The following is a 14875-nucleotide window of genomic DNA, read 5'->3' as shown; positions in this document are numbered from 1 at the left end:
GATTCGAGTACGTGTTTGACCTTCATTTACCCACACTCACACTAGCCTGCATCAGTATATTTTGGTTACTGACGGTCGCCGTGTTATTGATTGGTTGGCAGTTTAATCAACACAGAGATATCAAGCTGTGGGGCATAGCGTGCTTGTTGATCTCAGCAGGCACGTCCGTGTATAACCTCGGAAATAGTACAGAGATATCAGCGCTTGTTTGGCTCGGTGTCGTAGCAGCCATAAGCGCCCAAGTTTTCGTCTGGTGGGGGACCCAATCACTCGAAAAACAGCCACCTTGGTGGCGTGTCGGCGGGTTGCTCTTTACACTGGCTGTCGGGATATACTCATTGTTCCTTGTCAATGATGCGCCCCTTGCCATACGCATCAGTTTTTATTGCCTATTCTATGCAGTTATACACCTGATGGTGCTTCGTATACTGCTCAAAAGCCCGTATCGCGCACGCACTGGCTATCGCTTATATGCTGGTATCGCTTCTATCTTGTTGGTTCTGTATGGCCTGCGCATCCAGTTTGCGTTTGATACGCCATTCAACGAAACCACGCTGTCCCATCGCTATATCTTCGTCTACTACATGATTTTGATGGCCGAGTTCGTCAAATTTGTGACCTTTATTTATCTTTGCTTTGAGCGGCTCGAATACACCTTGTGCCAACTGGCTTTGCAAGACACGCTCACTCAACTCCCCAATCGTCGTGCCTTTGTGACCCAAACCACTCAACGTCTTGAAGACGATACCGTTCACGCCTTGTTATTGGCTGACTTGGATAACTTTAAAAGTATTAACGACGTGTATGGCCATCTCGCCGGTGACCAAGTCCTGATCGCTTTTAGCCAGCATTTACAGCATATCGCTCAACAAGAAGGCGCCTTGTGCGCGAGAACGGGCGGAGAAGAATTTATCCTGTTATTGAGTGGGGATTCAGTTAAACGCGTTCAGCACATCGCATTGCAGCTTCGCCGACAAATTGAAGCCTGCCAAGTCAGGACAGAACAAGGACATATCATTCGCTTTACCGTCAGTGTGGGTGTCGCTATCCATCGCCGCCATCAGCCTGTGACAATAAATCAGCTATTCGAATGTGCCGATGGCGCGCTTTATGAGGCAAAAGCACGTGGCCGGAATCGGATCGAATTTGCCCTCACCGAGCATCAAGCCGCGCCGTCAAGTGTCGCCCCCATGCGAGCCACAACCTCTATTCCTTGCGAAGAGTCGAACACAGATCTTCCTAAACGTTATCTCACACGACAATCTTTGACATAATGGGGAGTCAGACATCCTAAGGAGATCATGTAATGGACGAAAATGCCGACACGCTGCTGAACTTGCGTGTGATAGAGGTAGGTGATTACCAGCCACTTGCAGAACTGATGGATCTCGTTTTTCCCGATGTTGGGGGCGCGTGGCCCAAGAGTACTATCATGCAATTGGTGACCGCGTTTCCGGATGGACAAATCTGTATTGAAGACAATGGTAAGATTGTCGCCGCGGCACTCACGCTAAAAGTGGCTTATAACCGCTTTTCTATTCCTCATACTTACGCGGATATCATCACCGATGATGGGGTGGTATTTCATGATGCCAAAGGGGATGCGCTCTACGGCCTCGATGTCTTTGTTCACCCTGATTATCGTGGTCACCGCTTGGGACGTCGGCTTTACGAAGCACGTAAAGATCTCTGCCAAGCGCTTAACCTCAAAGCTATTCTTGCCGGTGGGCGGATTCCCGGTTATCACAAGCATAATGACCTGACGGTCACTGAATACATCAACAAAGTGCGTCGTAAAGAAATCCACGATCCGATTTTGTCGTTTCAACTATCAAATCATTTTGATGTGAAACGTTTGATGAACCGATATCTTCCAGAGGATGGTAAATCCGCAGGCTACGCCACCCTATTAGAGTGGGACAATTTCTTTTATGAAGAGGATGCCTCATCCGTCCACGATATAGAGAAGACTATTGTTCGTATTGGGGTGGTTCAATGGCAAATGCGTCATGTACTCTCCGTCGATGACCTGCTCAATCAAGCGGAGTTTTTTGTCTCATCGCTATCGAATTATCAATCGGACTTTGCCCTATTCCCTGAGTTTTTCTGTGCGCCTTTGATGGGGCTTGCCCCAGAAAAAGGCTCTGTAGAAGCAATCCGTTTTTTAAGTGAATTCACACAGACAATTAAGCAACGCTTCTCTCAACTCGCCGTTACTTACAACATCAATATCATTGCAGGCAGTATGCCTGTATTAGAAGATGAAAAGTTGTACAACGTGTCATACCTGATGCATCGAGACGGCAGCATCGATGAGCAATACAAAATACATATCACGCCGCATGAACAGCGAGACTGGGTGATTGATGGCGGCGAAACCGTCAAAGTCATTGAAACCGATGCCGGACGTGTGGGGATCCTCATCTGTTATGATGTCGAATTCCCTGAACTGGGACGCATCCTCGCGGAACAAGATGTGCAGATCCTCTTTGTTCCTTTCTGGACCGACACCAAAAACGGCTATTTACGCGTTCGTCTCTGCGCTCAAGCGCGTGCGATTGAGAACGAATGCTATGTCGCCATTGGAGGCAGCGTGGGCAACCTCCCTCGAGTAGATAACGTCGACATTCAGTATGCTGAGTCAGCAGTATTCTCGCCGTCTGATGTGTATTTCCCCCACGATGCAACACTCGCCGAAGCGAATGCCAATACAGAAATGATGATCTTTGCGGATGTCGATTTAGACAAACTTAAAATGCTGCACGAGCGAGGTTCAGTCACCAACCTCAAGCACCGTCGACCAAAACTGTATGCCAATCACCTGAGTCAGGAGTAAAGGCTTTTGCCCCGTAAATTGCGGGGCAAATCACTTCTATTTATTGGCCTTGCTCACACTGTGAACAAAAAAAAACACAACAAGCGCCCAATTTTTACGACACGCCTGCCAATCACTAACTACTATTGATTAAAAAGCAACCAATTCGGCTTGCCTATCCAATCGGCTAATTAATCATTGAGGTGAAAGGCCATGAAGCTCAAACATAGAATGCTCGTCAGCTTGCTTGGCGTGGGCATCGTGCCTGCGTTGGTGATCACATTGCTGTCGCTTAATACGGCATCTTCCTCGCTCGAGACCCAAACGTTTAACCAGTTAGAAGCACTGCGAGAGGTGAAAAAATCTGCAGTCGAGCGTTATTTTAAAACCGCAGAAGGGCAGATCATTACCACTGCGGAAATCCCTTCTATCGCTGATGCCATGGCTTCCATGACCCAAGCCTTTACCAACTTAGCCCGCCCAGAAAACGCCGCGTCATCATCGTTAGTCCGCTATTATCAGCAGAACCTAACCAGTAAACTACAAGCGACTGGCAACACTGGCTTACCGAGTGTACAGGAGCTCGTCGCACAGCTTTCTCCACAAACTATTGCCCTACAAAACGCGTATCTGGTGAATAACCCCAGTCCCATCGGCGAAAAAGGGAATTACCAAACCAGTCGCCAATTGCCCGCTTACGATCGCGCTCATCAAGCTATCCACCCCTTTTTAAGAGACGTCCAAGCGAAATTTGGCTATTACGACATTTTTCTCATTGAAGCGCAGCGGGGCACGGTGATTTACTCGGTCTCCAAAGAAGTCGACTTTGGCACCTCGCTACTCACCGGGCCTTTTCAACGCTCAGGGCTTGCCGAGGCTTTTAAACAAGGCCGTCAACTTAGCAATGGCGATGCCGTGATTGTCGATTTTTCGCCCTACTCCGCATCCGCCAATGCACCAGCAGGATTTATGGCCTCGCCTGTCTACCGTAATAATCAGTTACTGGGTGTGTTAGCGTACCAATTCCCCATTGATCGATTGAGTGAAATCATGACCGAGCGTGATGGCTTAGGCCAAACCGGTGAGACCTACCTGGTGGGCAGCGACGGCTTAATGCGCTCCAACTCATTTCTAGACCCAGAACACCGCACCGTGTTCGCTTCGTTTATGAACCCCGCTGAAGGTGCCGTCAACACGCAAGCCGTTCAACGTGCAATTAACGGCGAAAAAGGCATTGATGTCATTAGCGATTATAATGGTAATCCTGTTTTGTCTGCTTATGCACCGGTGACCGCTGGAGGGCTAACCTGGGCGATCATTGCAGAAATGGACGTTAAAGAAGCCTTTGCTGCTCTAAACGCGCTCGAGCTTTCTGTCGCGGTCATTTTTGTGATTGCCGTGATGGGTATCGTTGCAACCGCCATTATCTTTGCCCGCAAAATTACTCGTCCGATTGGCGGTGAACCTGAAGAAATGGAAAAAATTGTGCAAACCATTGCCGATGGCGATCTCACCGTCTCCTTTAATCAAGATCCGAACGCGACTGGTGTTTATCGCTCAATGCGAGAAATGACCAAAAACCTCACCGCAATGGTGTGTGATATTATCGGCGCTACCAGCCAACAAGCCGCAGCGGCAGAACAACTGTCAGCGTCAACCGTTGAAACCTTGACCAACTTCGAAGCGCAAAATGCACGTACTGAACAGGTTGCGGCAGCGATGGAGCAGATGACCGCGACCGCCAATCAAATCTCATCCAGTACCTCTTCCACGGCCGATGCCGCGGAGAAAGCGCGTGAGATGATCCACGATGGTGACAGTCAGGTCTCACTCGCCGTCGACTCAATGCGCGACTTAGTCGCGCGATTACAAAGTGCGCGCACCAAATCTGACTCGTTAGTCCGCAGTGCGGAAGACATTTCAGGCATTTTACAAACCATTGGACAAATTGCCGATCAAACCAATCTACTCGCGCTTAATGCGGCCATTGAAGCGGCACGTGCGGGTGAGCAAGGACGCGGATTTGCGGTAGTTGCCGACGAAGTGAGAACCCTCGCGCAAAGTACACAAGACGCGACGGGTGAAATTGCCCAATTGATTGAAAACTTGCAACGCGATTCCAGCGACACAACGCAAGCAATGGTCGACAGTGCGGACGCTGCAGGCAATGTCTCGGAACGGGCAGAGTCGAGTATTGCATCGCTAAAACAAGCGGTGATGGCCGTCGAAGAGATCGCCGATATGTCACTGCAGATGGCGAGCGCCTCTGAAGAGCAATCCTTGGTCGCGACAGAGATCAATCAAAACCTCGAGGAAATTAACACCATGACAGGTGAAAACCGTCAAGCCATGGACCAGATCACGCAAGCAACACAAGACTTAAGTGCCCTTTCCCAAGTGCTCAAAGGCCATACCAGTAAATTTCATTGCCAAGGCAAGCTTGCCTAACGCTCACGCTCGGCACCTTATGTGCCGAGCACCTCTCTTCTCCCACACAATCGCCTGACCTCGCGCAAACTCTCAACATTCGCTAGCACATAGAATGGCTATCTTGATAGAATCACCGCATTTCTGCGTAAGCGTAACAAGAGAGATTCCGAATGGGACGTAGTTTTGAAGTTCGTAAAGCGTCGATGGCCAAAACCCAGGGCGCAAAAATCAAAGTGTATTCAAAGTACGGTAAAGAGATTTACGTGTGCGCCAAAAATGGCGGTAGTGACCCAGACAGCAACCTTTCACTACGCCGTTTGATTGAAAAAGCGAAAAAAGACCAAGTACCTGGCCATGTGATCGATAAAGCCATTGATAAAGCCAATGGTGGTGGCGGCGAAAACTATGAAGTAGCTCGCTACGAAGGGTTTGGTCCTGGCAATTGTGCCGTTATCGTCGATTGTCTGACTGATAACAACAATCGCACCTATATGGACGTGCGCCAATGCTTTGTAAAGAATGATGCCAAGATTGGCTCACCGGGCGCCGTGTCACACATGTTTGAGCATCAAGCGGTATTTCAGTTTGCGGGCGACGATGAAGAAGGCGTTCTCGAAGCGCTAGTAATGGCAGATGTCGACGTGACCGATATTGAAGCAGAAGATGGTGTGATCACCGTATTTGCGCCGCATACAGAGTTTTTCAAAGTGAAAAACGCACTCAGCGATCACCTTGGTGATGCGCCTCTGGACTTGGAAGAGATTACCTTTGTTCCTCAGACCAATACAGAAGTCAGTGGCGAAGACGTTGAACGTTTTGAAAAGTTCCTCGATATGCTAAACGACTGTGATGACGTACAAAACGTTTATCACAATGCTGAGCTCGTTTAAGCCGTTCACTCAAGGCGCCTTTGAAAAGGCGCCTTATTTCTCACCAAGTTGCTTGAGCAGCATTTGAGAGAACAACGCCCAGTTTTGCCGGAACTTATCTTCCCCCTGCAATAAATAGCTTTGCAAGCCAACCCCTAGAAAAAAGGCATCTACAACACGGATTGCGGTATCAATTTGGTGCTGAGGAATTTTGCCTTGATAGAAGTAATCTATCGCCCGAGTGTACTCTGCAAGTCCATGCTGAGAAAAGCGCTGTATTGACGCTCTGAACTGATCGTCAAATAACGCTTGCGCGGTGAAACTGTACATGGCTTTCATCGCATAAGGTTCGCATTTCATGGTGAGATACAAGGTATCACCCGTCACTTCGAGATAACTCTCAAAATCATCAAAATTCGCGGGCTCTGCCACCGCGAGAAACATTGAAATCAGCTCATCTACCGCAGCGTGTTTTACCGCATCTAGATTGTCAAAATGATGATAAAGCGCCCCTTTGCTGATCCCCGCCTTCTTACCTAACTTTGTTGCAGTTAATGCTGCAAGCCCCTCATTTCCAACAATTTCTAAGGTCGTCGAGAGAATTCTTTGCCGCATCGCCTGAGAAGCAATTTCGTTCTTATTCATCGTGATTTGATCAAAAAATGAAAGACTAGTTGAAAAAATAAAACATACCGAATGTTCATTCAATTTTATTTGCATAAAATGTGACCAATAACCGAATGTTTTTTCAACAGAACTTGGTGGGCAATTTGGAAGTAGTTGAAAGTTATAGCATTAAGGACAGATCAGTCAGTTAGGTGATCAAAAACAGCCTCCGAGCCCGTTTCTAGACGATCATTATTCGGTGACACATTACGCATAACACTCAGATAAAAGGCGGATTAGCGAGAGGAATGACACACATTGATCACCAACAGAGCTAACCTGTAGTTAAATAACAGGATGACAGGAAAGACTTTCAGAATGAGGAAAGGAGCGGTGATCGCATTAAACAACAGCAATGGTATCTGCATTGGGTGGCGACACATCGATTGTTAAGACTGCTGATCAGATTTAACAAGTTGATATACACGCGAATACGATGCCGTCCACAGACACTTCTGGGGCCAAGGTCTACAATAGTAATAGTGCAATGAGTCGGTGACGTTCGAATGAAATGGCAATGGTGTTTACTACTGACAATACTCGCTACACTTCCTGTGGGTGCGAATCCCACCTACGTGATTGGCGTGCAAAATTTCTCGCAGTATTATCCGTATTCCTCCTATGCAAACCGTAATTACTCTGGCTTCAATCGGGAGTTGCTCGATATGTTTGCCAAAACCCAAAATTACCGTTTTATCTATAAACCTCTCCCGTTAAAGCGCTTATATCACCGCTTTGTCGACGGGGCTGTCGATTTTAAATATCCCGATAGTCCAAAGTGGAGCCCAGAAATCAAGCGTAAGTCAAAAATCTTCTACAGCGAGCCTGTCGTCAACTATATTGATGGCGTCATGGTCATTGATGACAACTATGGCAAGTCTCTTAACCGGCTTAAATATTTAGGTGTTGTGGCAGGGTTTACGCCTTATCCCTACCAGTCTCGGATCAGCGCCGGTCAAATTCAGGTTGATGAAAGTTACAAATACGACTCACTGTTGATGAAAGTGGTGAGCGGTCGCGTTGATGGCGGATACGCAAACGTTGCCGTTGCGCAATTTTACTTAGAGCAAATGGGATTTCAAAAAGGCTCGGTACGGTTTGACGATACCCTGCCACACAGCAAGGGCACCCGCCACCTTTCAACCATCAAGTATCCCGAAGTGATCGCCGAATTCAATCGGTTTTTAGTTGATAACAAAGAGGATGTCGAGGCATTAAAAGCCCGCTACGGACTCGAGTAACGAGTTTATCGCCATCTATCTGTATTCTCACTTCATTTCGCGCTCGGGTGTTGTATACTCGTAATCCTTCAAGATGCTGGTTGTTACAGCGACCAGCTTTCTGACTGTGCCCAACAACATGGATAGATATCGCGAAGGAGCCCCTTGAGTAACCAACTGATTAGTCTGGACCTGTTTTACGCGATTGAGCATTTGATGCCAGGGAAACGTACTGTCGCCCTATTCCGTAAATCCGTCAAACACCTTCCAGTAACAACCTTGCCTTTAACCCATTATGATTCTGCGGCAGGCTTACAATTGGCATTGTTTCGGCACTGCCGCAACTATGTCGCATTTACACAAGGCCACCCTATCTCTCCGGATTTTGATTTTTCGGGCAGTGCGGAGCAGATCTTGGCAGCAGAATCCGTCATGAAGGCCTTTATTCGAGGCGCTTACTGGTGGGTGGAGTATCACATGGCTCACTACCGTGACGACTGGAGCCATGAACAAACCCAGCGTTGGCTAAAAGACCTGCGTTTACTCGTGCAAGTGGTTATCGGTATTGGCAATTGCACCAACGCGGAGTGGATCCTCACGCATCGAGGCCCCATTCAAGCTCTGACCTACGACACCCATTTAGAGCCATTTCTCGCGAGCTACGACTAGTTAGACTCGGCGTCTTGCGTCAGTGTGTTCACGCTGACGCTCTCACACTCATTCGTTACGATAGTTTCGTTTTTTCGTCACCTTAGTTGCGTAATCTCGTTCCAAACAGGCAATTAATTGGGCGACTGTGAAACGATTAAAGCGATATCAATACGAGCGTTATGCCATTTTATGCCGCGCGTCCTATCCGAGCTATTTTGATCATACCCATTATGGATTTAGCCCAAACGGACGACGGGATATCTATGATCGCTGGGGACGGTGCATTATTCGCGTGCTCTGGCGCGATGATGACGATGTGGTGGTGGTATTTCGCGGCTCACAAACCGCGTGGGACTGGCTGGTTAATTGCGCGTGTGGACCTAAGCAAATACGGATGGGCAATGTCCGATGCTTTGTGCACTGGGGATTTCATTATCTCCTTACTCAAAAAAGCTTATCCTGGCAACAGCACAAGCGCCGCTATCAATCCATGACCACAAGCCAGTTTGCGGATGTAGCGCAAGCTGCCGACACCTGCTCACTGACCGGAAACACAGTGCTGGATAAGCTAGAGGCAGCACTCGCGCCGCTGCTCAAAGCCAACAAAAAGGTCTCCTTTATTGGTCATTCATCAGGAGGCGCAATGGCCGTCATTGCCGCCGCAATGCTTTATCCCTCAATGGGACAGGCAATCAAGCGCATTGTCACTTTTGGCCAGCCGGCTGCCGGTATGTGGCGTTTTAAGCGATATTATCCTTTTCACACCAAGACCTACCGTATTTGTTGTGATGTTGACATCATTACATTTCTACCCGGTATTCCCATGCTGTATTGGCATGTCGGACGACTGCTCTGGCTACATGAGAACAAGATCTACACCGACACACCTTCCGTCGTTCGTGTACTACGCGTCTTGTTCAGCTGGCTAACCCGTCCGATTGCTTATCACTACATGGACAAATATATCCGACGCAAAGACTATTTTGATCAACACTGATCGTTTCATGACAGCCAAAACGTGACGGCGTCACTAAATGCCGTTTATCCAAACCAATCTGTGATCAGGTTAACGGCCCACTTTCGTGTCCCAAGACTGTCACCCAACAGTCACCCCATTTTCATATTGACTCGCCAGACTCTCGACCAACTTTGCGCCCGGTGGTGCAGAGCCTCGCTATCACTAAATCCATAAATACGATAACGAACAGAAAGGAAGTCATGTCGTGAGCAAGCATATTGATCAGCGTCCGCTGGATGCAGAACCCGAATTCAACCGTTTTATTGACGCCGCCGTGAGCCGTCGCCGCTTTTTACAAGGCGCAGGCGCGGCAAGTACCGTAGCTTTTTTCGCCGCTAACCCAGTTGCAAAGGCTGTGGCTGGCAGCTTGAGTAAAAGTGAGTTACTCGGTTTTAAAGCCATCCCAACCTCGACGGCTGACACCGTCACTGTGCCCGAAGGATACAAAGCGGAGGTACTGGTATCATGGGGCGATCCTATCTTTGCCAATGCCCCCGCCTTTTCGCAGCAAAACGATGCTAGTGCCCAAGCACAACAGTTTGGTGACAATAATGATGGCATGACATTTTTCCCGCTCGCCAATGATCGCGCCTTACTCGCCGTCAATAACGAGTATATCAACGATGAGTTTCTGTTTACGCACGGCGGTAAAAACATCTCAGCCGATGACGCGCGCAAATCACAAGCAGCACACGGCGTCTCTTTGGTTGAGCTAAAAAAAGTTGATGGCCGCTGGACGGTGAACCCGCAAGGGCGCTTAAACCGTCGTATTACCGCGTATACGGAGATGGCAATGACAGGCCCAGCCGCCGGTCATTCGCTGCTTAAAACCGCGGCTGATCCCTCGGGTAAAAAGATCCTCGGCACCTTTAATAATTGTGCCAACGGAGAAACGCCTTGGGGAACCTATCTCACCTGCGAGGAAAACTTTAACGGCTATTTTGCCAGCGAAAAAACCGTGACCTTGGGTAAAACCTATCAGCGCTATGGCATCAGCGATACCGATTGGGGATACGACTGGTACAAACACGACGAGCGCTTTGACGTCGCCAAACACCCCAATGAGCCCCATCGTTTTGGCTGGGTGGTCGAAATTGACCCTATGGATCCCAACTCAACCCCGCAAAAGCGCAGTGCACTGGGCCGCTTTAAGCACGAAAATGCCGCTCTCACGGTCAATGATGATGGCCATGTCGTGGTATATATGGGCGATGATGAACGTGGCGAGCACCTGTATAAATTTGTCTCTGACGGAAAATACGATCCGAGTAAAGGTAGCGCTAATCGCGATTTGCTCGAAAACGGCACCTTATATGTCGCGAAATTTACTGGCAGCGACGATGAGCTAAAAGGTCAAGGAGAATGGTTAGAGCTCACCTTTGGTAAAAATGGCCTAACCCCAGAAAATGGCTTTCCCGACCAAGCCAGTGTGCTCATTTTTGCCCGCGAAGCCGCGACGCAAGTGGGTGCAACCACCATGGATCGTCCTGAGTGGGTCGCCGTGCACGCCGACAACAAGCATGTTTTTTGCACCCTCACCAATAATAAGTACCGTGGCGTGAAAGACAGCCAACCATTAAACGCGGCCAATCCACGTACCAAAAACCCGTATGGCCATATTATTCGTTGGGCACCGACCCAAGGCGATCATACTCAGCCTACCTTTGAGTGGGATATCTTCGTGATGGCCGGCCACCCTGAGAAGCAATCTGGGTTAATGGCGGGTACCGATAACATCAACAAAGACAACATGTTTAACAGCCCGGATGGTATCGGCTTTGATCGTGCCGGTCGCCTTTGGATCCAAACCGACGGTGATTACTCCAACGAAGGAGACTTTGCGGGTATGGGCAATAACCAAATGCTGTGTGCCGACACGCAAACAGGGGAAATTCGCCGCTTCCTCACCGGGCCAACATCGTGTGAGATCACGGGACTAACCTTTACCCCTGACTCACGCACTATGTTTGTGGGCGTGCAACATCCAGGTGCTCACTTTCCTGCTGGTGGTGACGCCATTCCTCGCTCTTCAGTCATCATGATCACCAAAGATGATGGTGGCGTGATCGGAACCTAACAGCCCCGCCACGAAATATTCGCACTCGCGCGATTTAACCAACGCCATTCAGCCCTTGTCCTGACAAGGGCTTTTTATTTTGCGCGACGATGACAGACACGCAAATTTTGCACTTATCTGCAAACTATCAACTATATTTACAAAGGGTATATGTATCGATAATGCGCCAAACTGCACCTAACAGGTTGATAAAAGAATGTAACTCATTCAAAAACAACACGTTGACAGAATGCAGTTACCGAAGGAGCCGACAGCATGGCGACAGAGACACAAGTCACCGAGACACAAGGAACGGTTGCTGCCGTTCAGCCTGACGGCCAAGTACGTCAGATAGAGGCCAATCAAACGGTTTCGACGGGAGAGCTCGTCACCGCGGTAGGCAACAAGCCCGCCTCGGTGCGCCTTGAGAATGGTGTCGATGCCAACCTCGCCTTATCTGCCTTGCTTGTCGGCGAAGGTGAAGACGATACACTGGTACAAGATTTACCTGAGGATGTGCTTGAAATCATCGAGGCCATCCAACGGGGTGAAGATCCCAATGCGATTGAGGATGCTGCGACCGCAGCCGGTGCTGCAGCCTCAGGGTCTGCGATCACCGCCATGGCGATTATTGAAGCGAACGGCCGTATTGGTGAGATCATTGCAGGTTTCCAAACTGAGGGCATTACCAGCCCCGATGGTGGCATAACCGACGAACAGCTATTTGCTTTAACGGCGTTAAGATTGGCAAGCGCAGACGCAGTATTCCCCGCCGCAGAGACCAATGAAGCGCCGAGTGCCGAGTCGCTGACCTTTAGCACCGATGAAGATCAGCCATTAGTGCTGACGCCCAATCAAATACTGCAGCAAATCAACGATCCAGATGGTGACACCCTTACTATTGTTTCCATCACCAGTGGTAATCCAGATGTCGAAATCGACGAAGATGCGTCTGGCAATATCGTCATCACACCACCACCCAATTTCAATGGCGATCTTGATCTCACCGTCATCGTTTCCGATGGCCAAGCAGAAACGCCGTCCGATATCACGGTCACCGTGAATCCCGTCAACGATGCGCCCACACTGCAATTTTCAGCAACGACGGTCACCGAAGATGCGGTCGCGGCAGGCGATACCGTCGGCACCGTGACGGCGACGGATATAGAGGGTGAAGCCCTCACTCTGTCGTTGACTGATGGCGGACAAAACTATGTCGAATTGCAGGGCAATAATGTCGTTCTCACTCAGGCAGGCGTAGATGCAATCAATAACGATGCGCTAGATATCGCCTCGCTGACATTCACGATCACCGCCTCAGACGGCGAAACGAGCACCTCTCAAACCTTCACCTCAGCAGTGGAGCGTATTGACGATCCCGCATCCATCACAGGTGATACCTCAGGCACCCTCTCGGAGGGAGAAATCGATGGCTCTGACGGAAGTTTGATAGCCAGAGACTCGGTTTCCGGAACCTTGTCAATTTCCGACCCCGACGATAACCCAACATGGATCGATAGCACGCAATCCGGCCAGTATGGTGAGCTCGTCTTCACCGGTGGCAACTGGACCTACACCGCAGACAGCGATGCAGTGCAATCTCTTAGCGAGGGCGATGCGGTTTCGGATAACTTCACTGTGACCGCATCAGACGGCAGCAGCCAAGTGATCGCGATAACTATCACAGGTACAAATGATGATCCTGTAATTAGCGGCCAAACCCTTGGCGATGTGTTCGAAGACAGCATTTTAGAAGCAACAGGATCTCTCAGTATTTCGGATGCAGATGGCAATAATGCGCCGAGCTTTTCCGATGGCGATGTGTCGGGTCAGTATGGTGAGTTATCACTAGTGAATGGTACTTGGACGTATACGCTCGATAATAACAGTAGCATTATCCAAGGCTTGGATGCCGGTGATCAGATCACCGATACCATCACCCTCACCGCCTCTGATGGCACCGAGCAAGCTATTGTTATCACGATTACCGGTAGCGAGGATGCGCCTGAAGTCACCGGTGAGTTTGTGGGTTCTGTGACCGAAGGCAATGTGGGCGATGCTGCGGTCACTGCAAGTGGCACCATTGCGATCAATGATGTCGACGGGGACGATGCACCGACCTTTGCGGACACCACTGAGACAGGCACCTATGGTTCGTTGGAATTGGTCAACGGCAATTGGACTTACACCCTCGATCAGTCTGCGGTGCAGAATTTAGACGCTGGCGATCAGGTCACCGATACCGTTACCCTGACGGCCTCTGATGGCACCCAGCAAGCCATTGTGATCACCATTACTGGTAGCGAGGATGCGCCAGAAGTGACCGGTGAGTTTGTTGGTTCCGTGACCGAAGGCAACGAAGGCGATGCTGCGGTCACTGCAAGTGGCACCATTGCGATCAGCGATGTCGACGGTGACGATGCACCGACCTTTGCGGACACCACTGAGACAGGCACCTATGGTTCGTTGGAATTGGTCAACGGCAATTGGACTTACACCCTCGATCAAGCCAGCGTGCAGAATTTGGATGCCGGCGATCAGGTCACCGATACCATTACCCTGACGGCCTCTGATGGCACCGAGCAAGCTATTGTTATCACGATTACCGGTAGCGAGGATGCGCCTGAAGTCACCGGTGAGTTTGTTGGTTCCGTGACCGAAGGTAACGTAGGTGATGCGGCCGTGACTGCAACCGGTACCCTTGCGATCAGCGATGTCGACGGCGACGATGCACCCACCTTTGCCAATACCACAGAAACGGGGACTTATGGTTCGCTCGAGCTGGTCGATGGCAGCTGGACGTATACCCTCGATCAGTCTGCGGTGCAGAACTTGGACGCTGGCAATCAAGTGACGGATACCATTACCCTGACTGCGAGCGATAACACCCAACAAGATATTGTTATCACCATTACCGGGACAGATGATGCGCCGGAAGTCACCGGTGAGTTTGTGGGTTCAGTGACCGAAGGTAACGAAGGCGATGCGCCTGTCACTGCCACGGGCACCATTGCGATCAGTGATGTGGATGGTGACGATGCTCCGAGCTTTGCCAATACCACAGCGTCTGGCACTTATGGCTCGCTCGAGCTGGTTGATGGCAACTGGACCTATACCCTTGATCAGTCTGCGGTGCAGGATTTAGACGCT

Annotated in this window: 10 protein-coding genes; 9 read left to right on the top strand and 1 reads right to left on the bottom strand. The window is 49.7% G+C overall.

Annotated features, from left to right (window positions below; genetic code table 11):
- Positions 1-11 precede the first annotated feature (11 nt).
- The 4 genes from BGK46_RS12745 to BGK46_RS12730 all read left to right on the top strand — a co-directional run bounded on the left by BGK46_RS12745 (position 12) and on the right by BGK46_RS12730 (position 6135).
- The gene (locus BGK46_RS12745) at positions 12-1274 is read left to right on the top strand and encodes a GGDEF domain-containing protein (protein WP_069589804.1); all 1263 of its coding nucleotides are present in this window, start codon (positions 12-14) and stop codon (positions 1272-1274) included.
- A gap of 32 nt (positions 1275-1306) precedes the next feature.
- On the top strand, positions 1307-2836 hold the full coding sequence (locus BGK46_RS12740) for a bifunctional GNAT family N-acetyltransferase/carbon-nitrogen hydrolase family protein (protein ID WP_069589802.1): 1530 nt from the start codon (positions 1307-1309) through the stop codon (positions 2834-2836).
- Between the two features lie 192 nt (positions 2837-3028).
- Positions 3029-5263 carry a methyl-accepting chemotaxis protein gene (locus tag BGK46_RS12735; RefSeq protein ID WP_069589801.1) on the top strand — a complete coding sequence of 745 codons (2235 nt, stop codon included), beginning with the start codon at positions 3029-3031 and terminating at the stop codon, positions 5261-5263.
- A gap of 152 nt (positions 5264-5415) precedes the next feature.
- Positions 5416-6135 carry a YebC/PmpR family DNA-binding transcriptional regulator gene (locus BGK46_RS12730; protein ID WP_069589800.1) on the top strand — a complete coding sequence of 240 codons (720 nt, stop codon included), beginning with the start codon at positions 5416-5418 and terminating at the stop codon, positions 6133-6135.
- Positions 6136-6168: 33 nt separating this feature from the next.
- Here BGK46_RS12730 and BGK46_RS12725 read toward each other — a convergent pair whose 3' ends face one another.
- Positions 6169-6834, bottom strand: coding sequence for a TetR/AcrR family transcriptional regulator (locus BGK46_RS12725; RefSeq protein WP_077481052.1), 666 nt, complete (start codon positions 6832-6834; stop codon positions 6169-6171).
- A gap of 452 nt (positions 6835-7286) precedes the next feature.
- Between BGK46_RS12725 and BGK46_RS12720 the strand changes: the two genes are divergently transcribed.
- The 5 genes from BGK46_RS12720 to BGK46_RS12700 all read left to right on the top strand — a co-directional run.
- Positions 7287-8021, top strand: coding sequence for a substrate-binding periplasmic protein (locus BGK46_RS12720; protein WP_069589797.1), 735 nt, complete (start codon positions 7287-7289; stop codon positions 8019-8021).
- A gap of 144 nt (positions 8022-8165) precedes the next feature.
- Positions 8166-8669, top strand: coding sequence for a hypothetical protein (locus tag BGK46_RS12715; RefSeq protein WP_069589796.1), 504 nt, complete (start codon positions 8166-8168; stop codon positions 8667-8669).
- 127 nt (positions 8670-8796) lie between these two features.
- Positions 8797-9648 carry a lipase family protein gene (locus BGK46_RS12710; RefSeq protein WP_069589794.1) on the top strand — a complete coding sequence of 284 codons (852 nt, stop codon included), beginning with the start codon at positions 8797-8799 and terminating at the stop codon, positions 9646-9648.
- A gap of 226 nt (positions 9649-9874) precedes the next feature.
- Positions 9875-11746: a PhoX family protein gene (locus BGK46_RS12705; RefSeq protein WP_069589793.1), complete on the top strand. Its 1872-nt coding sequence runs from the start codon at positions 9875-9877 to the stop codon at positions 11744-11746.
- Between the two features lie 255 nt (positions 11747-12001).
- A partial coding sequence (locus tag BGK46_RS12700) for a VCBS domain-containing protein (protein WP_175418660.1) occupies positions 12002-14875 on the top strand: 2874 nt, incomplete at its 3' end.

The organism is Salinivibrio sp. SS2 (assembly GCF_001722075.1).
In the GTDB taxonomy this organism is placed as follows: domain Bacteria; phylum Pseudomonadota; class Gammaproteobacteria; order Enterobacterales; family Vibrionaceae; genus Salinivibrio; species Salinivibrio proteolyticus.
This window is presented reverse-complemented; position numbering and strand designations above follow the sequence as displayed.

What these genes read in the sequence shown, in the direction of transcription:
- BGK46_RS12725 (WP_077481052.1), bottom strand. Translation starts at nt 6,834, where the DNA reads ATGCAAATAAAATTGAATGAACATTCGGTATGTTTTATTTTTTCAACT.
- BGK46_RS12720 (WP_069589797.1), top strand. Translation starts at nt 7,287, where the DNA reads ATGAAATGGCAATGGTGTTTACTACTGACAATACTCGCTACACTTCCT.
- BGK46_RS12740 (WP_069589802.1), top strand. Translation starts at nt 1,307, where the DNA reads ATGGACGAAAATGCCGACACGCTGCTGAACTTGCGTGTGATAGAGGTA.
- BGK46_RS12730 (WP_069589800.1), top strand. Translation starts at nt 5,416, where the DNA reads ATGGGACGTAGTTTTGAAGTTCGTAAAGCGTCGATGGCCAAAACCCAG.
- BGK46_RS12735 (WP_069589801.1), top strand. Translation starts at nt 3,029, where the DNA reads ATGAAGCTCAAACATAGAATGCTCGTCAGCTTGCTTGGCGTGGGCATC.